Origin of the sequence: Sphingobium sp. RAC03, assembly GCF_001713415.1 — a bacterium.
GTDB lineage: Bacteria > Pseudomonadota > Alphaproteobacteria > Sphingomonadales > Sphingomonadaceae > Sphingobium.
Genome location: NZ_CP016456.1, coordinates 2226484 through 2245405 on the forward strand (window position 1 = coordinate 2226484; position 18922 = coordinate 2245405).

At 61.4% G+C, this 18922-nt stretch carries 17 protein-coding genes and 2 pseudogenes; 11 read left to right on the top strand and 8 right to left on the bottom strand.

Annotated elements, in window-relative coordinates:
* Window positions 1-28: 28 nt before the first annotated feature.
* The 3 genes from BSY17_RS15365 (at window position 29) to BSY17_RS21605 (ending at window position 2534) form a co-directional block, all read left to right on the top strand.
* Window positions 29-1135, top strand: coding sequence for a sensor histidine kinase (locus BSY17_RS15365; protein ID WP_037476898.1), 1107 nt, complete (start codon window positions 29-31; stop codon window positions 1133-1135).
* A complete protein-coding gene (locus BSY17_RS15370) occupies window positions 1132-1935 on the top strand; it encodes a LytR/AlgR family response regulator transcription factor (protein ID WP_037476896.1) in 804 nt (267 codons plus the stop codon). Before BSY17_RS15365 ends, BSY17_RS15370 begins: the two co-directional genes overlap by 4 nt.
* A 437-nt stretch (window positions 1936-2372) precedes the next feature.
* Entirely contained in the window at window positions 2373-2534 is a 162-nt protein-coding gene (locus BSY17_RS21605) for a hypothetical protein (RefSeq protein WP_171899254.1), read from the top strand.
* A gap of 187 nt (window positions 2535-2721) precedes the next feature.
* On the opposite strand, the gene BSY17_RS15380 is transcribed toward BSY17_RS21605, so the two are convergent.
* Genes BSY17_RS15380 through nthA form a run of 3 tightly spaced genes read right to left on the bottom strand, consistent with a single transcriptional unit; the run spans window position 2722 to window position 5195 of the window.
* Window positions 2722-3897, bottom strand: coding sequence for a GTP-binding protein (locus BSY17_RS15380; RefSeq protein ID WP_069066139.1), 1176 nt, complete (start codon window positions 3895-3897; stop codon window positions 2722-2724).
* Between the two features lie 11 nt (window positions 3898-3908).
* Complete coding sequence (gene nthB, locus BSY17_RS15385; protein ID WP_069066140.1) at window positions 3909-4541, bottom strand: nitrile hydratase subunit beta; 633 nt, start codon at window positions 4539-4541, stop codon at window positions 3909-3911.
* Between the two features lie 30 nt (window positions 4542-4571).
* On the bottom strand, window positions 4572-5195 hold the full coding sequence (gene nthA / locus BSY17_RS15390) for a nitrile hydratase subunit alpha (RefSeq protein WP_069066141.1): 624 nt from the start codon (window positions 5193-5195) through the stop codon (window positions 4572-4574).
* A 319-nt stretch (window positions 5196-5514) separates the two neighbouring features.
* Between nthA and oxdA the strand changes: the two genes are divergently transcribed.
* The 3 genes from oxdA to BSY17_RS15405 are packed head-to-tail and all read left to right on the top strand — an operon-like array spanning window position 5515 to window position 8349.
* Complete coding sequence (oxdA, locus tag BSY17_RS15395; RefSeq protein ID WP_037480141.1) at window positions 5515-6585, top strand: aliphatic aldoxime dehydratase; 1071 nt, start codon at window positions 5515-5517, stop codon at window positions 6583-6585.
* A gap of 13 nt (window positions 6586-6598) precedes the next feature.
* Complete coding sequence (locus BSY17_RS15400) at window positions 6599-8113, top strand: amidase (protein WP_069066142.1); 1515 nt, start codon at window positions 6599-6601, stop codon at window positions 8111-8113.
* On the top strand, window positions 8113-8349 hold the full coding sequence (locus BSY17_RS15405; RefSeq protein WP_037476929.1) for a hypothetical protein: 237 nt from the start codon (window positions 8113-8115) through the stop codon (window positions 8347-8349). Before BSY17_RS15400 ends, BSY17_RS15405 begins: the two co-directional genes overlap by 1 nt.
* A gap of 10 nt (window positions 8350-8359) precedes the next feature.
* Here the strand turns inward: BSY17_RS15405 and BSY17_RS15410 are convergent, their stop codons facing one another.
* Complete coding sequence (locus tag BSY17_RS15410) at window positions 8360-9265, bottom strand: AraC family transcriptional regulator (protein ID WP_037476927.1); 906 nt, start codon at window positions 9263-9265, stop codon at window positions 8360-8362.
* A 314-nt stretch (window positions 9266-9579) separates the two neighbouring features.
* On the opposite strand from BSY17_RS15410, the gene BSY17_RS15415 reads away from it, so the two are divergent.
* The 3 genes from BSY17_RS15415 to BSY17_RS21935 all read left to right on the top strand — a co-directional run bounded on the left by BSY17_RS15415 (window position 9580) and on the right by BSY17_RS21935 (window position 14269).
* Window positions 9580-11889 (top strand): TonB-dependent receptor, encoded by a 2310-nt coding sequence (locus tag BSY17_RS15415; protein WP_069066143.1) that lies wholly within the window; start codon window positions 9580-9582, stop codon window positions 11887-11889.
* 74 nt (window positions 11890-11963) lie between these two features.
* Window positions 11964-13646 (top strand): AMP-binding protein, encoded by a 1683-nt coding sequence (locus tag BSY17_RS15420; protein WP_069066144.1) that lies wholly within the window; start codon window positions 11964-11966, stop codon window positions 13644-13646.
* Between the two features lie 203 nt (window positions 13647-13849).
* Entirely contained in the window at window positions 13850-14269 is a 420-nt protein-coding gene (locus BSY17_RS21935; RefSeq protein WP_237236336.1) for an AbrB/MazE/SpoVT family DNA-binding domain-containing protein, read from the top strand.
* Window positions 14270-14424: 155 nt separating this feature from the next.
* On the opposite strand, the pseudogene BSY17_RS15430 reads toward BSY17_RS21935, so the two are convergent.
* A pseudogene (locus BSY17_RS15430) lies at window positions 14425-15641 on the bottom strand (dipeptidase).
* 105 nt (window positions 15642-15746) lie between these two features.
* Between BSY17_RS15430 and aat the strand changes: the two are divergent.
* Window positions 15747-16496, top strand: a complete 750-nt coding sequence (gene aat / locus BSY17_RS15435; RefSeq protein WP_037476919.1) for a leucyl/phenylalanyl-tRNA--protein transferase — start codon at window positions 15747-15749, stop codon at window positions 16494-16496.
* A gap of 35 nt (window positions 16497-16531) precedes the next feature.
* Here the strand turns inward: aat and BSY17_RS22110 are convergent.
* From BSY17_RS22110 to BSY17_RS15450, 3 genes and pseudogenes are all read right to left on the bottom strand, one after another.
* Window positions 16532-16939 (bottom strand): annotated as a pseudogene (locus BSY17_RS22110) (DUF2155 domain-containing protein); the annotation flags it as partial.
* Window positions 16936-17334 (bottom strand): NADH:ubiquinone oxidoreductase subunit NDUFA12, encoded by a 399-nt coding sequence (locus BSY17_RS15445; protein ID WP_037476915.1) that lies wholly within the window; start codon window positions 17332-17334, stop codon window positions 16936-16938. The gene BSY17_RS15445 and the pseudogene BSY17_RS22110, both read right to left, overlap by 4 nt.
* Window positions 17335-17529: 195 nt before the next feature.
* Entirely contained in the window at window positions 17530-18057 is a 528-nt protein-coding gene (locus BSY17_RS15450; RefSeq protein ID WP_069066145.1) for a DUF192 domain-containing protein, read from the bottom strand.
* Window positions 18058-18346: 289 nt separating this feature from the next.
* Between BSY17_RS15450 and BSY17_RS15455 the strand changes: the two genes are divergently transcribed.
* Entirely contained in the window at window positions 18347-18691 is a 345-nt protein-coding gene (locus BSY17_RS15455) for a hypothetical protein (RefSeq protein WP_069066146.1), read from the top strand.
* The last annotated feature ends 231 nt before the right edge of the window (window positions 18692-18922 follow it).

The window sequence follows — 18922 nt, forward strand, 5'->3', positions numbered from 1 at the left end:
GCGCGGAAATCGCCTAGTCTCCCGCGCGATGTCCGTGCCCCGTATCCAGCCTCAGCCCTTTTTCGCTGACAAGAACCGCGCTTTCTGGAACCTGCAATCGCTGGGATGGGCCGGTGCCTTCCTGCTGCGCGGATCGTCCACGATCGCCAATGGCCAGTCCTTCTCCAGCCTGGTGCCGGTGATGATCTCCACCGCGACCGGCTATTCGGTCACGCTGCTGATCGCGGTGATGTTCCGCTTCCTGCTCAAACAGCGGCCGATCATCACCTGGGGCGTATCCATCCTCGCCGTGCTGATCGCCGCCGGGCTGGTCGCCTTCATCGACGCCTGGGTCTTTTCGACCCAGAATAAGGGCAGCGAAACGGCCGGAGTGCAATTGTTCCTGGGCGCTTTCTATCTGTCGGTCACGCTGATCGGGGCCTGGTCGGCGCTCTATTATGCGATCAACTTCTATCTGACGGTGGAGGAACAAGCCGACCAGCTTTTGCGGCTGGAGGCGCAGGCCGCCAACGCGCAACTGGCGATGCTGCGCTATCAGCTCAACCCCCATTTCCTGTTCAATACGCTCAACTCCATCTCGACGCTGGTGCTGCTCAAACAGACCGACCGCGCCAATGCGATGCTGTCGCGGCTGTCGTCCTTCCTGCGCTACACGCTCGTCAACGAACCGACCGCGCAGGTGACGATCGAACAGGAGATCGAGACGCTCAAACTCTATCTGGAGATTGAGAAGATGCGCTTCGAGGAGCGGTTGCGGCCGGTCTTCATCATCGATCCGGCGGTCGGCCATGCGCGGCTGCCATCGCTGCTGCTGCAGCCGCTCGTCGAAAATGCGATCAAATATGCGGTCACGCCCAAGGAGGAGGGGGCGGAAATCTCGGTCAGCGCGCAGCCTGCCGGTGAAAATGTGCGGATCGTCGTATCGGACACCGGTCCGGGATTGAACGAAGGCGGAATGAAGCCGCACATGATGGTCAGCGAGGGCATGGGCGTGGGCCTGCCGAACATCCGGGACCGGTTAATTCAGGCTTTCGGGGAACGACAGCGCTTCGAAACACGTTCCAGCCCAAGCGGATTTTCGGTCATCATCGAAATTCCGCTGAACATGGAAGACAAACCGAAAGTGGCCGCATGACCATCAGAACTATCCTCGTCGATGACGAAAGCCTGGCCATCCAGGGCCTTGCCCTGCGTCTGCAAGCGCATGAGGATGTCGACATCATCGAAACCTGCACCAATGGCCGCGAAGCCATCCGTGCGATCAAGACGCACAAGCCCGACCTCGTGTTCCTCGACATCCAAATGCCTGGTTTCGATGGATTTTCCGTCGTGCAGGGGATGATGGAAGTCGAACCACCGCTATTCATCTTCGTCACCGCCTATAGCGACCATGCCATCCGCGCGTTCGAAGCGCAGGCGATCGACTATCTGATGAAGCCGGTCGAGGAAGGCCGCCTGGCCGACGCGCTCGACCGCGTGCGGCTGCGCCTGTCCGACAAGCGCCAGGTCCAGGAAGCGGAAAAGCTGCGCGAAGTGCTGGCCGAAGTCGCGCCCCAGGCGATGACCGATTTCGCCGCGGGCGATGAAGAGGGGCCAGCCTCCAACCGCTTCGAAAAGCTCATCAACATCAAGGATCGCGGCCAGATTTTCCGGGTCGATGTCGATTCCATCGAACGGATCGACGCGGCCGGCGACTATATGTGCATCTACACCGCCGACAACAGCCTGATCCTGCGCGAAACGATGAAGGATCTCGAAAAGCGCCTGGACCCCCGCAACTTCCAGCGCGTCCACCGCTCCACCATCGTCAACTTGAGCCAGGTGAAGCAGGTCAAGCCGCACACCAATGGCGAATGTTTCCTGGTACTGGAATCCGGCGCCCAAGTCAAAGTCAGCCGCTCCTACCGCGACGTGGTGGCCCGCTTCGTACATTAAGGCGAGGACTCTGCTCTCTCCCGCCTTCACGGGAACATCATTGTTGTAACTCGCTGGAGATACCGATCTGACCTGATGGCCGCGCAGGATGCAAATCCGGCGCGTGAGAATGAGCGTCTTCGCCTTGAAAACCATGTGCTGCGGGAGGAGAGGGAAATGCTGGGGAAGGCCAAGCAGTTCTTCGCGAGCCAAAGGCCGTGAATTTCGCATTTGTGCATGGCTGTCGGCCCCAGAGGCCCGTTGAACTGCCCTGCCGTGTCATGGATGTGAGTGAACGTGGCGATCGTTCCTGGCGCTCTCGCCTGATCAGCAAGCGGCTCCGAAGGATGGCTCAGCCAAAGTGCTGGCCCATATTCGGGAACAATACAGGCTGAGCCGTGGTACCGCAGTTTATCCTGAGCGCCCGCCTTGCAGGTCGTCGAAGGGGGCGTCCTTGCGTGACGATGGAGCTAAAGGAGGTGGGGCTCGATGTTGGCCAATGGCGGGACGGGCGGCTGATGAAGATCAACGGGCTCTACATCACCCGCCGTCGACATTCATATCCCGGTGGCATCAGCCTGCTCGCCTTCGAAGTCAAGGCGGCTCAATGGGATGGGTGACCGGCGCAAATAGGTTACAAGTCCAGCTGAATGATGGTCCGCTTCACGTTCATATCATCTGGAACCAGTCATTCTGCAATCAGCCCAGTCCTGGGTGTCCAGAATAGGAAAGCGGAACGTCCGGACATCGGGTATTACAATCGAATCCTGAACATCGCATCAAGGTCGCTAAGAGCCTTCTTTCTTCTCAATCATCGGCAACGGCGCCAAAATCTTTCCAGCGATCTGGACCAAGAGCAATCTCCGCTACCGTCAAAAGGCAAGCGTCCAGTCGCCTAAATAGCGTCTCGCGATCGATATGCTGGCCAATGAAGACGAGTTCCTGCCGACAATCGCCGACCGGTTCCTCCCATTGCTGCAGGATCGCACTGCGCCGATCCTCATCTAAGGGCCAGTTGACCTGGGGGATAAAATTCCACCATCGCCCTATATAGCCTTGGTGGATCAGGGTTCCGGCTTGGGAGATACTTCCGATTTCGGCGAAGCGGGCGGCATTCCAGAAATGGCCCTTGGCCCGCAGCAGGCGGCCATTGCTCCAGGGTTGTGCGAGAAAGTCATTCCAGCGTCCTGGATGGAAGGGCGCGCGGGCGCGATAGACGCAGGATGCTATGCCATATTCTTCCGTCTCCGGTACATGGTCGCCCCGCAGTTCCCGCAACCACCCCGGCGCGCTTTCCGCCCGTTCCAGGGAGAAAAGGCGGGTGTCGAGAATCCAGTCGAGCGGAACCTTGCCCATCTGCATAGACCTGATGGTAGCCACAGGATTGAGGCGGCGCAGGATCGCTAGCAATTCGTCGAGCGCGTCCGCGGATACCAGATCCACCTTGCTGACAAGGATCATGTCGGCAAACTCGATCTGGTCGATCAGCAATTGTGAGAGGTCGCGATCGCCGGGCAAACCTGCCTCCAGCCACTCGCCAGCGCGAAAGTCGCGCAGGAAGTGACGAGCGTCCACGACCGTCACCATTGTATCCAGTCGCGCGACATCGGCCAGCGTTCTTCCCGCAGGGTCGATAAAGGTGAAAGTTTCCGCGACCGGCCGGGGTTCGGAAATACCTGACGATTCGATCAGCAGATAATCGAACCGCTGCTCTGCTGCGAGCAGGCTGATCTGTTCCAGCAAATCCTCCCGCAGAGTGCAGCAGATGCAACCATTGGTCATTTCGACCAGCCGTTCCTCCGACCTGCTGAGGGCGACATCACGCATGATGTCAGCGGCGTCGATATTGATCTCGCTCATGTCATTGACGATGATGGCGACCCGTCGGCCCTGACGGTTTTTCAGGATATGACTGAGCAAGGTGCTTTTCCCCGCGCCCAAAAAGCCGGAGAGGACGGTGACCGGGAGGCGGGTGTCATCCATGGCCCTATGGCTCAGGCGGGTTCGAGATAGGTTTCGAACAGATCGACCACCACGGCGGAGGCGTCGGTATCGTCGCCCCATAGGTCAGCCCCTGTAAATTCGACATGGAGCGTTGGTTCCGATCCGCAGTCGTTGCGTCCATGGCCGATCGCGTCAGGGAACGGCCATTGTGCGCTGGTGCGGTGCGTGACGGTCCCCACCTTGCCCCGACAATAAGCGGGATAGCGGACATGTCCGGCAAAATGATCGTCGCGTACCCGGACGCGATCGCCGACCGCAAAGAGGGAGCGATCCTGGCGCGGGGCACGACCTTGCGACAAGGCAGGCCGGGCCAGCGGGAAGGGCTTGCCGGTCGCGGCGACCAGTTCATCCTGCGTCAACACGCCTTTTTCGACCAGTAGGGAGGCTACGCCGACGACATAGCGTTCATAATAGGGAGTCATCAGATAATAGAGCGGCTCCAGCCGCTCGACCGCGTGACGCACTTCATCGATGCTGAAAATGCCCTTTTCCACACCCAGGAAAATGCCGCCATAGCCGATCGCCTCCCAGTCATGGTGAAACGGGCCGCCGACGTCCGCATCGGCGATATGATCGACCCTCCCGAAGCCCTGCATCCCGGCGAGATCATGGATACCGTCCATTATGTCTGTCCTTTGCTTGAAGTCTTGGGTTCAGCCTGCCTTGGGCAAGGCGACGCCGATCAGGCAGTCCTTGGTGACGATCTGGGCGAGTTGCTCCGCGCTCCAGCCCCCGGTCCCTTCGGGACGGACGGGCAGGACCATGTACCGCGTTTCGGCGGTCGTATCATAAACCTTGATGGCGACCTCGGCGGGGATGTCGGTGCCCATTTCGGCCAGCACCTTGCGCGGTTCGCGGCAGATGCGCGCCCGATATTCAAAGCTCTTATACCATGTCGGTGGCAGGCCAAGGATCGGCCAGGCGGTGCAGGAACATAGCGTGCAGGTTACGACATGCTTGACGCTGGCGCTGTCCTCCAGCGCGACGATATATTCGCCCTGCGGCCCCAGATAGCCATATTGCCCTACAGCTGCTGTGCCATCGCTGAGCAGCAAATCCCGAAAATCCGGGTCGGTCCAGGCGCGGGCGACCAATTCTGCGCCGCGCCGGGGGGAGAAATCCTCCTCGAACACCTTTTGCCATCCTTCGACAAAGCCGTCCGCTGCAACGCCCTTGTCCTTCAAAACCTGATAGAGCGCGCGGGCGCGCTCTTCGGCCGACGCCTGCAACGGCAGGCCGGGTCGGTTGTCATGCATCTCTTCTAACCCGACAGACATTCCCTTTTCCTCTCTCGATGAGATCAGGTCGATACGACCGCAAGCGGACCTCAGTTCGGGCGAGGTCGCCGGGCTTGCGCCGATATCGCCAAGAGATTGGATGCCTCGACCAGGCACGTATTGCCCGATCCTGCGGAGCTGTTGACACATCTTGCGGGAACCTAGGCCAACGGAATGAATAGCAAGATATGCCAATGACTTCGCAAGCCTTGGCAATATCTCGCGCTGCCGCCCGATATGATCGGTCCATGCCTTTCCGCGAGCCTATCGACCGGCTCATGGAGGGCTAAGTTCGCGCCCGGAAAGGACCATCGGCGACATGGAATCCGCAATCGATACCCACCTCAAATGCCCGCGTAGCCTCTCGCGCCGGGTCGCGGCCGACTATGTTCCGCCTTTCCCCATGTGGGTGGCGCGTGCCGATCCGTCGCTCAAGCAGGTCGTGATGGCGCATTTCGGCGTGCAGTCGAAAAGTGGCGATGGTCTCGCCAACGCCGCTTCGCTGGATGCGCTGCGGCACATCGTCGCGATGTTTCAGGCGACGGACGGTCCGGGTCATTTCGACCTGGTCGATTATGCCGACACCGATGGCTATGACAATCGCATGGCCATCGCCTACTGGGGCGATCCCGCCGCGTTCGCGCGCTGGCAGGATGCCGCGCCGGTGCGGGACTGGTGGCAGGCGGATGCGCGCCTGTCCGACGGGCTAGGCTATTTTCGCGAGATACTGGCCCCACGCGTCGATCAGTTCGAGACGCTCTATGCCTTTCGTGATGCGCTGCCCGGCGTCGGCGCGGTCATGGATCGCGTCAGCGACCAGATTGAGGAACATGGCTATTGGGGGTCGATGCGTGACCGGATGGCCGCTTCGCAGACCGACTGGCTGGCGGCGAAGGGCGACCTGACCGTTGCTGCCGGCGACCCGCAGGCACGGGGCCGGGTCATCATCGGCGGGCATGACAATCTCTGCCTGATCCGGTCAGGACAGGATTGGGAGGAGGCCGGAGCGGAAGAGCGCGTCCTGTATCTGGAGGAGATCGAGCCGACGCTACGCGCGGGCATGGATTTCCTGCGCGATCAGGGTGCCAGTGTCGGCTGCTATTCGAACCGCTATGTCCGGCATATCGACCTGGACGGGCGACCGATCGACCAGAGTTTCGACCTGGGCCACTGGCGGTCGCTCGACCTACTGGAGCGCTGGGCGGAATCTCATCCGACGCATTTGCGCATCTTCGTCACCTTCTTCCGGGTCGCCACTTCGCTTGAGAAGCTCAGGCTCTATCATGAGGTGCTGGTGGTCGACGCTGCTGACCAATATTATGAATATATCAATTGCCATCCCAATAGCGGCCTGATGCGCGACGCCCGCATCGGCGCCGACGCCAACTGATCGGGGATCATCCATGACCATCCGCACGCCGTCGACCGCCGAACTGGCCGACATCGCCGCCAGCCTGCACATGACTCTGCCGCCCGATCAGGTGCAGGACTATCGGGTCCTGATGGACGGCTTCCTTGCCGATTATCAGATGATCGACGATCTTCCCGACGAGGTGCCGCCGCTGCGCTATCCGCGCGCGCCGGGCTATCGCCCCGAAGGGGAGGAAACATGCGGCAACGCTTGGTATTGGAAGGCCATGGTGCAGGGCGCCTCGACCGGCAAGCTGCATGGCAGGACTGTCGCGATCAAGGATAATATCAACGTCGCTGGCGTACCGATGATGAACGGATCGGCGACATTGGAGGGCTTCGTGCCCAGTTTCGACGCGACGGTCGTGACTCGTGTACTGGATGCCGGGGGCTCGATCCTGGGCAAGGCGACATGCGAGCAGTTCTGCCTGTCGGGGGGGAGCCATACGTCAGATCCGGCACCTGTCCATAATCCGCGCCGATTGGGCTATTCAGCTGGTGGATCGTCGTCGGGCAGCGCCGCCCTGGTCGCGGCAGGCGAAGTGGACATGGCGCTGGGCACGGATCAGGGTGGGTCGGTGCGCATCCCCGCCTCTTTCTGCGGCGTCGTGGGGATGAAACCGACCCATGGGCTGGTGCCCTATACCGGCCTTATGCCGATCGAGGCGACGGTGGACCATTGCGGCCCGATCACCCGCACTGTGCGCGACAATGCCCTGATGCTCGAAGTCATCGCTGGTCCCGACGGTATGGACTCGCGCCAGCGCGGCGCACAGGCGCAGGCCTATTCGGCTGCGCTGGATCGCGGGGTGCAGGGGCTGCGGATCGGCTTAGTGGAAGAAGGCTTCGCGCTGTCCAACATGATGCCGCAAGTTGCAGAAAAGGTCCGGGATGCGGCGCGCCAGTTCGAGGCGCTCGGCGCCACTGTCACGCCCCTGTCAGTCCCCGACCATGAGTTGGCGACCGCGCTGTGGACACCGATCGGCTGCGAGGGGCTATTGGCGCAGATGATGTTCGGCAACGGCGGCGGTCATAACAGCATCGGCTTGCAGGATGTCGCGCTGATCGACCGGCATCGGAATTGGCGCGATCAGGCCGATGCCCTGTCTGCGTCGCTCAAATTATGCATGATGGTGGGCGAATATGGCAGGCGCGCCTTTGGCGGGCGCTACCATGCCAAAGCGCAGAATATCCGCTTGCGGGTAAAGCGCAGCTACGAAAGGCTTTTCGGTGCCTATGATTTGCTGTTGATGCCAACGCTGCCGATCGTCGCGTCGAAACTGCCAGCCGCCGATGCGCCCGTGACCGAGATCGTCGCCCGCGCGCTGGAGATGATCGGCAATACAGCCGCCTATGACGTTACCGGCAATCCGGCTTTGTCGCTACCGTGCGGCACGGTCGACGGGCTGCCCGTGGGTCTGATGCTGGTGGCGCGCGATCATGGCGAAAGCATCATCTATCAGGCTGCAGCTGCCTATGAGCAGGCGGTGGATTGGGAAGCGCTGTGATGTCGGGCGGGCAGCCCGCGACACCGCAGCGCATGGCGCATATCGACCCAAGCATCGCGGATAGGCTAGCGGCAAAGCTCGAAAGCCAGAAGCCAGACTATCTGATGGAAAAGTTGGGGATCAGCGTCAACACATGGGTCAAGATCAGGCGCGGACAGCCGATCCGCGCATCGGTGGCCACGCGGTTACTGCGGCGCATTGGCCAATTGCCGGATGATGGCGGTATCGCCAATTGAGCGATCCGTTTCAGGTTGCGCATAGCGCGACGCAATGCAGCTTGCGATACTGGCCGGGCGACATGCCAGTCGCCTTGCGGAACACGCGGTTGAAATTCGCCTGCGACCCGAAACCCGTTTCCAATGCAATCTCCACCAGCGTCAGCCGCCCCAGTGCAAGCCGTTCCTGCGCCACCTGGATGCGCCGCTCCATCACATAGCGATGCGGCGTCAGCCCGGTCGCCCGTCGGAACAGGCGGGTGAAGTGGAACGGGCTGAGGCACGCCTGCGCGGCCAGTTCCTCCAGCGACAGTTCGGCGTCGAGCTTGTGTTCGATTAGGTCCACCACCCGTTTCAGCCGAACTGGATCGAGCGTGCGCGCGGCCTGCATATCCGGCGCGCGCCAGTGATCGGCGGAATATTGGCTGACCAGATGTGCCGCGAGCGTCGTGCGCATCCCATCGACGAGCAGACGATCGGTAGGGGCCGGTCCACGTTCCAATAGCGAACGGAAAGCCGTGCCGATCTGCACCAGCAGCGTGTCGTTCATGCCGCCCGCATAGCCGAGGCGCGCCTTGTCCGGATCGATCTCATACGCTTCCAGCGCTGCACGCTCCAGCAAAGTGGGCGGCAGGAAGATGTGCAGGCACTCGTCCATCGGCGCGGAGAGGCGAATATCGCTTTCATAAGTACCTGACGGACAGATCCAGGACGTCCCCGGACGGGCGAACGCCTCCTGCGTCTGGCCATCGCCGGTCCGCCGGACGCTGAGCTGTCCTGACAGGAGGATGCCGATCTCGGTACATTCCAGGCCAAGGTCGGCTAGCTGCCCGGCATCATGCTGCCAAAGTTCAAGGCGCAGTCCGGACCATTCAGCGACATCCGAAAGCCGCCGCCCGGTAATATATTTTCTGTCGCCATGACTGTTCAACTGCATGTCTTGCTACCCCATGGCTCGATTAAGACTCAGAGTGAGCGGCGGCACAAGTGGGCCGTCACAATCGAGCAGGAAATGGCAAAGAGTGCGCAAGAGCGGGCAATATCTTGCCGCAAGAGTGCGCCATTCCACAGATCGCGGGAAAGGCAAATGATCGCACGAAAGTACGAATTCATTTCCAGATCCTGCGCCAAACAAAAGAACATAATAGAAAATATTCGCAGGGTGCCGCGATTAACGTTGCGGCGGGTGAGAACATCTCGCGCTCGGATTGTGTCGGACCGCGATCATCTAATCAAATAGGGGAAGATAAATTGCGTTATAAAAATGCAAATCTGTCAATTTCGCTGATCGCCCTGGCGGCATCGACAATTATTCAACCCGCCTTAGCGCAAATCACAGGTGCGGATGCTGCGCCTCAGCAGTCCGGCGGCCTGGATGAAATCGTCGTCACCGCTCAGAAGCGTACCGAAAATCTGCAAGACACGCCGATCGCGGTGACCGCCTTTAACGCGCAGGCTCTTGCCAACAAGAATGTCGAGGATATTTCCGGCATCGCCGCCTTCACCCCCAACTTGCAATTCGATTCCACCGCGCCGCTTAGTGGAGCATCGTCGGCCGCGATCGTGTTCATTCGCGGCGTCGGCAAGTCGGGCTATCAGGTCACGGACGATCCAGGCGTCGGCACCTATATCGACGGGGTCTATGTTTCCAGCTCGGTCGGCGGCGTGTTGGACGTGCTGGATGTGGAGCGGATCGAAGTGTTGCGCGGGCCACAAGGTACGCTGTTCGGCCGCAACACGATTGGGGGCGCGATCAGCGTGACCACCAAGCGCCCGTCCTCGACCCCGGAAGGCTCGCTGGAGGCGACCTATGGCAATTATGACCGCATGGAAATGCGCGGATCGATCGATACGCCGATCTCCGACGTCCTGCGCACCAAGCTTACCTTTGGCTATAAGCGCGCCGATGGCTGGTCGCATTTGCTGGCGGCCAACTATCCCGCGCCTGCCCATAATAACCGCAGCCAGCGCACGCCCGGCGACGTCAATCGCGGATCGGGTCGCCTTGCGATAGAATATGCGCCATCAGACGCCTTCAACCTCTATCTGACCGCCGATGTCTCGCGCATACGGGAAGCTACCGTGCCCTCGGCCGCTTTGGCTGTGCCGCTCGATGGCACGCTGACGGCGGCCTATAATGCCAATGATGCGGCGGTCATCGACGTCCCCGGCTATGGCACCGGCGTCCTTTATGACGATCGCTGGGTGGTCGCGCCGGGCAACAAGCGCGGCACTTACCAGACGGGCCCGAACGGCACTAATCTCAACGTTACCGGCTTTGCCGGAACCGCAGAATGGAAACTGACGGACGATCTGACCTTCAAGTCGATCACAGCCTTTCGCAAGGTCAGCGGCAGCTTCAACCGCGATGCCGACAACAGTCCGCTCCAGGTTGTCGATTGCTTCAGCAATTTCCAGCAGAAGCAATTCTCGCAGGAAGGGCAACTGGTCGGGTCGGCCTTCTCGGATCGCGTGGAATATATCGGTGGTGCCTATTATTTCAAGGAAAGCGCCGTTGATGACTATCGCTGCGCGCTGCCGCCCTCGATCGGCACGATCATCCTGAAATCCGATGCCGACAATAGCAGTTACGCCGCTTTCGGCCAGGCATCCTTCAAACTATCGGACGCTATCAAGATCACTGCCGGCGTCCGCTATACTCATGACAAGAAATCGCTGTTGCCGGACTTCATCTATGACCCGGCGGCAGGGGGCGCCTTTGCCGGCGTCCGCACTGTGCCCTATGGCCGTGTCACCAACACATTTTCCAACGTGTCGCCACGCTTTAGCATCGACTATAAACTCTCCCGCGACGTACTATTCTATGGCTCCTATTCGCGCGGCTACAAGGGCGGCGGCTTCAATGCCCGCACCGTCGCGCCCCGGCCCGATGTTCTGGGCTTTACGCCAGAAAAGCTTGCCACCTTCGAAATCGGCACCAAGCTGGAGATGCTGGATCGCAAGGTGCGGCTGAACCTTGCCGCCTTCACCACCAAATATCAGGACATCCAGATCACCGTGATCGAGGATTTCGCGCCGGGCACGCAAAATGGCGGCGATGCGCGGATCAAGGGGTTTGAGGCAGAGCTGGCGGCCAAGCCGACCGACCGGCTGACGCTCAATGCCTCGCTGGCGCATCTCGACACCCATTATACCAAGCTGCTGCCGCTCTCCTCGCTCGTCCGGCCGGAATTTCAGGTGCGGATGAGCAACACCCTGTCCAACTCGCCCGCATGGTCGGCCAGTGCCGGGTTCGACTATCGCATCCCTGCTCCGGCGCTTTCGGGCGATGTCAGCCTGCGCGGCGACTGGTCTTACAATAGCAAGATCTACAATGACGACATCAACTCGGTCTGGCTGACGCAGAAAGGGTACAGCATCTTCAATGGGCAGATCGCCTATGAAAATGACGATGGAAATTGGGATCTGCTGCTCTGGGGCAAGAATCTGAGCGACAAGCAGGTCATCTTTAGCGGTGATGCCAATGCCGCGGCTGGCTTCGTCCAGGGCAATTACAGCGCCCCGCGTACCTATGGCGTCACCTTCCGCCGTCGCTTCTGATCTAACCGTCGCACCGACGAGACCATTCTCGTCGGTGCGACACTACAATGACAATAGTAGCAGGACAGGATAAAATGACGGCCAGTTATGTGTCGGGATGCAGCGATCACCCGCTGCTGTATCAGACGATTGGTGCAGCCTTTACCGACATCGCGCAGCGACATGGCGATCGCGAGGCGATCGTCGTGCTTGATCAGGACGTGCGGCTGACCTATACGGCCCTGGCGGCGAAGGTATACGCCTTCGCCAGCGGACTGCTGGCAATGGGTCTGGAACCAGGCGACCGTGTCGGCATCTGGTCGCCCAATAACCTGGAATGGGTCGTCACCCAGTTGGCCACGGCCAAGGCGGGCCTGATCCTTGTCAACATCAATCCTGCCTATCGCATCGCCGAGCTGGATTATTGCCTCAACAAAGTCGGCTGTCGCGCGTTGATATTTGCGCGGCAGTTCAAGGCCAGCGACTATTGCGCCATGATCGCCGAATTGGCGCCCGAAGCGGCGCAAGCCTCGCCCGGCGCGCTACGCGCCGCCCGCCTGCCGGAGCTGGAATGGCTCATCACCATCGGGGAGGGCCAGATGGCTGGGGCTTTACCGTTCGATGCCGTCGCGGCCTTTGTTACCCCGGATAGCGACGCGGCGCTCGATGCGTTGGCCAACCGCCTCCAGCCTGAAGACCCGATCAACATCCAGTTCACCAGCGGCACAACCGGATCGCCCAAGGGGGCGACGCTCAGCCACCATAATATCCTCAATAACGGCTTCTATTCTGGTCGCCGAATGCTCTTGTCGGAACAGGACCGGCTCTGCATCCCGGTGCCGCTCTATCATTGTTTCGGCATGGTGCTGGGTGTGCTGGCCTGCATCACCCATGGCGCCTGCATGGTCTTTCCGGGTGAAGCCTTCGATGCCGCCGTGGTGCTGGAAACCGTCGCGGACGAGCGCTGTACCGGTCTGCATGGCGTGCCGACGATGTTCATCGCCGAACTCGACCATCCCGCCTTCGCGACATTCGACCTGTCCAGCCTGCGCACGGGGATTATGGCTGGCGCGCCTTGCCCGGTGGACGTGATGGAGCGGGTGATCGTGCAGATGCACATGCGCGATATCACGATCGGCTATGGCATGACGGAGGTCAGCCCGCTGAGTTTCCAGACCATGCCGGGCGACAGCCTGGAACGGCGGGTCGAAACGGTCGGCCAAGTCCATGATTTTGTCGAGGCCAAGATCGTCGATGGCCGCGGACGGGTGGTGCCGCGAGGCATGCAGGGAGAAATATTGTTCCGCGGCTACAGCCTGATGAACGGCTATTGGGAGGATGCTGACCGGACCGCCGAGGCAATCGATGCGCGCGGCTGGATTCATTCGGGCGATCTGGCGACGATGGATGAGGATGGCTATGTGCGCATCACCGGTCGCGCCAAAGACATGATCATCCGCGGCGGCGAAAATATCTATCCGCGCGAGATTGAGGAATTCCTTCACCGCCACCCGGATGTGCAGGAAGCCCAGATATTCGGCATCCCCGACGAGCGACTGGGCGAAACCGTCTGCGCATGGATACGAACGGGCAATGCGCACCTTACCGAAGCGGAAATACGCGGTCATTGCCGCGGCCAGATCGCTCATTATAAAATTCCCGAACACATTCGGTTCGTCCAAGAATTTCCGATGACGGTCACCGGCAAAATTCAGAAATTCGCCATGCGCGAGGTCATGATGGCTGAGCGTGATGAGGCAATGATAGGAACCGTATGACCGTGCAAATTTACATCTTGCCGACAAGGAAAGGAAACGGTCTGCTCATTGGGAAGAAAATTTGATCGCTGAACGGCCGGAACCGGTCGTTTGTTGGTACGGCTTTTCTTCGATTAGAAATCTGCTGATAGCAGCCGCCGGATGACCATAGCGCTCGAAGGTCTCCAGAAGGTGGAAGGCAAGGTCAGGTTTGTGCCAATGCGATGAACGCCAGCAGCAAGGCCACAGACCATCGCATCGATGCCGCGAACGACAATGACGTTGTCACCGAACCGCCTGACATGGATGTAAGAGCAGCGCTGACCTGCGTCGCAGAGGCTATGGGTCGGCACATCGTCCGCCAGCATATTCGCGCCCGTATAGCGGCCAACGACAGTCAGCCTTGGGCAATTTTCAAGAAATGGGGCAACAGCGCCTCGGTGTGGATTCCCGCATCGGTCATGGCTGCTGCTGCTTTGCACGTCGATCAGGCGGTGGATGTGCGGGAAGAAGGTGGCCGCGTGGTGATCGAGCCGATCCGGGCGCCAGTCTATGATTTCGATGAATTGCTATCCGCAATGACGGCCGACACTTTTCCCGATGATGTCGATTTCGGTGCTCCGATCGGCAAGGAAGTCTGGTGATGTCGGCCTGGGCACCGTTCCGCACTCGTCCTCTCGCCCGCGCGCTATCGCGGTATGATGCTCTGTTGCCTGGTGACAATGCGGATCAAGGGATATGTTTTTGAGGTGGTCGTCAGCCACGATCCGCCAAGCGCTGTCCTGGCCCTAGGCAGCATCTACTTCCCCACCGCAACCTTCTCCGCCGCCGCCATCACGCGCAGGACATTTTCGCCCGCCAGCTTCGCGATGTCTCCATCGTTCCAGCCGCGCCGCATCAGTTCGGACAGCAAAGCTGGGTACGTCTCGACGCCGCCCAACCCCTGCGGCAACGCACCCACGCCGTCGAAATCGCTACCGATCCCGACATGGTCGATCCCTGCCACCTTGACGATATGATCGATATGGTCGGCGACCTGCGCGATCGTGGTGACGGGTTCGGGATGCGCCTGTTCCCAGTCGGCCAGTGCCTGCGCCGCGCCCTTGGGGTCGCCGATATGCAGGCCGCCAAAGGGTGGGGCGTTGTTGCGGGTGATTTCCGCGCTGCGATCCGCGCCCCAGATGCGCCGGGCTTCGGAGACATATTGGGCGGCGAAATTGACCATCACTACCCGCCATTGGCCGCGACCTGGCGCAGCACCGTATCCGACACGTTGCGCGGCGTGTCGCACAGCGCGCGGGCGTTGGAGTGGGAGAAGATCACCGGCGCTTGCGTGACGCGCAGCGCATCGAGCATCGTCGCTTCGCTGACATGGCTCAGGTCCACCAACATGCCCAGCCGATTGAGTTCGCGCACCACCTCTTCGCCGAACGGGGTCAGGCCGTCATGCTGCGGATTGTCGGTGGCGCTGTCGGCCCAGGCGATGGTGCGGCTATGGGTCAGGGTGAGATAGGCCGCGCCAAGCTGGCGATAGGCGCGCAGCACCGCGAGGCTGCCGTCGATCTGGCCACCGCCCTCGACCCCGATCAGCGACCCGATCCGCCCCGCCTTGTGCGCCGCGCGCAGCTCCGCCGCTGTGCGGACCAGCGTGATATGCTGGGGATAGCGCGCGGCAAGGCTATGGACCATGCCGATCTGGTCGAGCGTATCCTTGACCTGTTGCACCTGCGGCAGGTCGGCCGACACCCAGACCGACCAGAACTGCCCGCCGACCCCGCCTGCGCGCAGCCGATCAAGATCGGTATGATAGGTCGCCGGGTCGAGCCGGGTCAGGTCCATCGTCCAGCGTGCGTCCTTGGCCTTTTCCGCCAGCGCTTCGGGCCAGTCATTATGCCCGTCGATCAGCGGCGTGGCCTTCAGGATACGGGAAATGCGCGCCGCATGAGGATCGGGCGCGGCGTGCAGCGGCAGCGGGGCGAGCAGCAGCGACAGGACTGCCAGGCGAAACAGGGTCATGGCATCTGAGCCTATGGCCGCGTCCCCCCACGTCAATGGCTAAAAATCGCCCGCGCCGCCCAAAGCGCTTTCGCCCGGTGCCGAATGTGCGCCATAAGACGGGCAATGATGATCGATCCCGCGATATTGCTCCAGGCCTATTCGATCGGCGTCTTTCCCATGGCGGACGACCGCGATGCCGCCGAAGTCTATTGGGTCGAACCCAAGCAGCGCGCCATATTGCCGCTCGACGGCTTCCATCTGTCCCGCTCGCTCGCCAAGACACTCCGCCGCGATCCGTTCCGCGTCACCGCCAATCGCGCTTTCCCCGACCTGCTGGCGCTCTGCGCGCAGGCTGCGCCGGATCGGCCATCGACCTGGATCAACCGCGAGATTGAGAGCGCCTATCGCCACCTCCATGCCATCGGCTACGCCCATTCGGTCGAAGTGTGGGAGGGAGAGCAACTGGTCGGCGGCCTCTATGGCGTCGCGCTGGGCCGCGCCTTCTTCGGCGAATCTATGGTATCGCGGCGCACCGATGCGTCGAAGGTCGCGCTCGCCTGGCTGGTGGCGCGGCTACGCTTTGGCGGTTTCACCCTGCTCGACTGTCAGTTCATGACCGACCATCTCCATTCGATGGGCGCGGTCGAAATCAGCCAGCGCGACTATCTTCAGTTGCTGGGCGCGGCCGTGGGGGACGCGGCGCTGGGCGCAGGGGCAGGCGCACTGGGTTCAGGTTCCGGGGCTGCCGCCGAACTGGCATTCGCGCCGCTCGCCGGGCGCGCCGATGCCGGTTCACCCTTCGCGCCCAACGTCACCGTGTCGGGGCCACTTTCGGGCCATGCCATCGTGCAGCTTCTGACCCAGATGTCATAGATCGGGTGTTGCACGACATTGCGGTCGGGCCGGTCGCGGAACAGCCAGCCGGAAAAATTGCGCCGCCATTTGCCATCGGCGCTGCTGCGCACGTCGAGTTGCACGAACGCGCCGGTGTCCTGCACATTTTCCCACGGCGCGCTGGTTTCGCAGGCCTGCAGGCGCACGATCGCGTCCCCCACCCGCACCGCTTCGCCGGGCTTGAGCGTCAGGTCGCGGGTCAGCCCGTTGCGCTTGTTGAGCAGGCCGACGACGGCAGTGCGCTCGGCCATGGGCGTGCCGGGCAGGCTGTCCTTGTCGGCGGAGCGGATCGCGGTGCCCTGAACCTTGACCGGCCCGGTCTGGTTGGCCACCGGCACCTCGCCATCGCTACAGGCGGCAAGCGCGAGCAGCGACGCGCCGATCAGGATCGACGGGGCAACGCCCGCCGCACGCCCGATCATGATGCGTCGGGGCTCCACGCTTCATAATCGCCGGTCGCCTTCTGGCGCAGGCCACCCTTTTCCATCGCGCCGGACGGGCGATAGGCATTCACCGTACCAGTGGCGTTGGGGGTATATTCGCGTTCCCAGATGCGCGGCGGCGGCAGGAAACTTTCCGGCGCACCCTCAATCGAATGGTGCAGCCAGCCATGCCATTCGGCCGGCACCCGGCTGGCGTCATTGGCACCATTATAGATGACCCAGCGCCGCGTCAGGCCATTCCCATCGACGCCGCCCTGATAATAGACATTGCCCTGATGATCCTCGCCCACTTTGCTGCCCTTGCGAGCGGTGAAGAGCGAAGTGCCGATGGTCGCGCCATCCCACCAGGTGAAGATCTTGCCGAGGATTCCCATGGCCCAAGCGCTTAGCCGCTGGAGCGGGGCGTTGGCAAGGCGGATATGCGAGAATCGAGAGGCGGATCGGGATGCGGAGGGCGGGGGTCGATCCATCCCTATCCGTTCGTTTCGAGCGAAGTCGAGAAACGCTAGGCACAGCGCGAGAGGCTTCTCGACTACGCTCGAAGCGAACGGTTGGTGGCTGTTCGTCTTTTACCGAGAGGCGGATGGGCAGAAATTGCGCTCGGTCGTCACCTTGCCCCCCGACACCGCGCACCCGCCCCACGCAACCCGGTCGCCTTCCTTGATGCCGAGCGCCGCAGCGCGCCCGCCCGCCAGCTCCAGTACCGCCGCCACCGGCACGCCCGCCGACACCGGCACGCGCGAATAGGGTTCGGTATCGGCCTGCAGGAAGGCGATCGTCCCGTCCGTGCGGATGAAGATCATGTCGAGCGGGATCAGCGTGTCCTTCATCCAGAAACTCGCCGTGCGCGGCGGGTCCATCGGAAACAACATGCCGCTATTGGGGCCAAGCTCCTTGCGGAACATCAACCCCTTCTCCTGCGCCTGCGGTGTATCCGCAACTTCGACATCGAACCGATGCGCCCCCTTTGCGGTGCGGATAACCACCGGCAGCAACGCAGGCACGGCCTGCGTCTGCGCACCATTGTCGGGCGCGGCTTGCGGGCTGGAACAGGCGGCGAGCAGGCCAAGGGCGAGAATTGCGGCAAAACGGATCATGGCGATGTGCCTAATCCGTTTCGCGCGCCAAGGGGAGGGGGATTGAACGCTGCCACTATCTGTCCCCCCTCCCGCCAGCGGGAGGGGGTTAGGGGGTGGGCCGAGCGCAACGCCCGCGTCGGTCCACCCCGTAACACCGTTTCCGACCCATGATTTCCTGCGCGCCACCCATCAGTTGCTTGTCCTATGCTGAGCAGCAAAGCGGTCCGGAAGGAATCGACCAAATTCAGACCTTGGTGGGCGCAATGGGCTTGCTCAATAGCTGCCGTTACATGATGTTGTCAGGGTAATGGATGAGCAGAGATACACCGTAATAAGCATCAGAGCGTTTCTGGCCGGCAACGGCCGCAAATGGGACTGGGACGATTTCACCTCGTGTTCGCTCCATGATCCTCGATTGGAGAGCATCCGTCGCCGCGCTATGGCTGTGGACTTGCCCCTTAACGAGGAAGGCGAGGCCATTCTTCAATCGTTACTCGCGGAAGCCACCGAAGGGCGCGACTGGCGAGATGTAAAAGACGAAACCGATGACGCAAATGTCGCGTTTGGTTATCGATGGTGGCAGCGCATAAAGATAGCTACCGTTTTTCTAGCCTTAGTGCTGATCGCTGCGGACTATCTTTGGCGGCGATGATCATCCTTAATGTCCGCAAATTGGGTGCGAGGGCTTGTAACCAGACAGTCGCCTAGCCACCCCTTCTCCCCGCTGGGGAGAAGGATACGCAGCCTTAGTGCCGCAGGCACTTAGGCGCAGTTGGATGAGGGGGGTCGACGCTGAGGCAGCGCGAAACCCGATGGTCCTACACCCTCACCCAGCTTCGACTAGGCAGCAAGCTGCCAAGTCTGCGCAGCCCTCTCCCTCAAG

What these genes read in the sequence shown, in the direction of transcription:
- BSY17_RS15365 (WP_037476898.1), top strand. Translation starts at nt 29, where the DNA reads ATGTCCGTGCCCCGTATCCAGCCTCAGCCCTTTTTCGCTGACAAGAAC.
- BSY17_RS15370 (WP_037476896.1), top strand. Translation starts at nt 1,132, where the DNA reads ATGACCATCAGAACTATCCTCGTCGATGACGAAAGCCTGGCCATCCAG.
- BSY17_RS15380 (WP_069066139.1), bottom strand. Translation starts at nt 3,897, where the DNA reads ATGGATGACACCCGCCTCCCGGTCACCGTCCTCTCCGGCTTTTTGGGC.
- nthB (WP_069066140.1), bottom strand. Translation starts at nt 4,541, where the DNA reads ATGGACGGTATCCATGATCTCGCCGGGATGCAGGGCTTCGGGAGGGTC.
- nthA (WP_069066141.1), bottom strand. Translation starts at nt 5,195, where the DNA reads ATGTCTGTCGGGTTAGAAGAGATGCATGACAACCGACCCGGCCTGCCG.
- oxdA (WP_037480141.1), top strand. Translation starts at nt 5,515, where the DNA reads ATGGAATCCGCAATCGATACCCACCTCAAATGCCCGCGTAGCCTCTCG.
- BSY17_RS15400 (WP_069066142.1), top strand. Translation starts at nt 6,599, where the DNA reads ATGACCATCCGCACGCCGTCGACCGCCGAACTGGCCGACATCGCCGCC.
- BSY17_RS15405 (WP_037476929.1), top strand. Translation starts at nt 8,113, where the DNA reads ATGTCGGGCGGGCAGCCCGCGACACCGCAGCGCATGGCGCATATCGAC.
- BSY17_RS15410 (WP_037476927.1), bottom strand. Translation starts at nt 9,265, where the DNA reads ATGCAGTTGAACAGTCATGGCGACAGAAAATATATTACCGGGCGGCGG.
- BSY17_RS15420 (WP_069066144.1), top strand. Translation starts at nt 11,964, where the DNA reads ATGACGGCCAGTTATGTGTCGGGATGCAGCGATCACCCGCTGCTGTAT.
- BSY17_RS21935 (WP_237236336.1), top strand. Translation starts at nt 13,850, where the DNA reads ATGAACGCCAGCAGCAAGGCCACAGACCATCGCATCGATGCCGCGAAC.
- aat (WP_037476919.1), top strand. Translation starts at nt 15,747, where the DNA reads ATGATGATCGATCCCGCGATATTGCTCCAGGCCTATTCGATCGGCGTC.
- BSY17_RS15445 (WP_037476915.1), bottom strand. Translation starts at nt 17,334, where the DNA reads ATGGGAATCCTCGGCAAGATCTTCACCTGGTGGGATGGCGCGACCATC.
- BSY17_RS15450 (WP_069066145.1), bottom strand. Translation starts at nt 18,057, where the DNA reads ATGATCCGTTTTGCCGCAATTCTCGCCCTTGGCCTGCTCGCCGCCTGT.
- BSY17_RS15455 (WP_069066146.1), top strand. Translation starts at nt 18,347, where the DNA reads ATGGATGAGCAGAGATACACCGTAATAAGCATCAGAGCGTTTCTGGCC.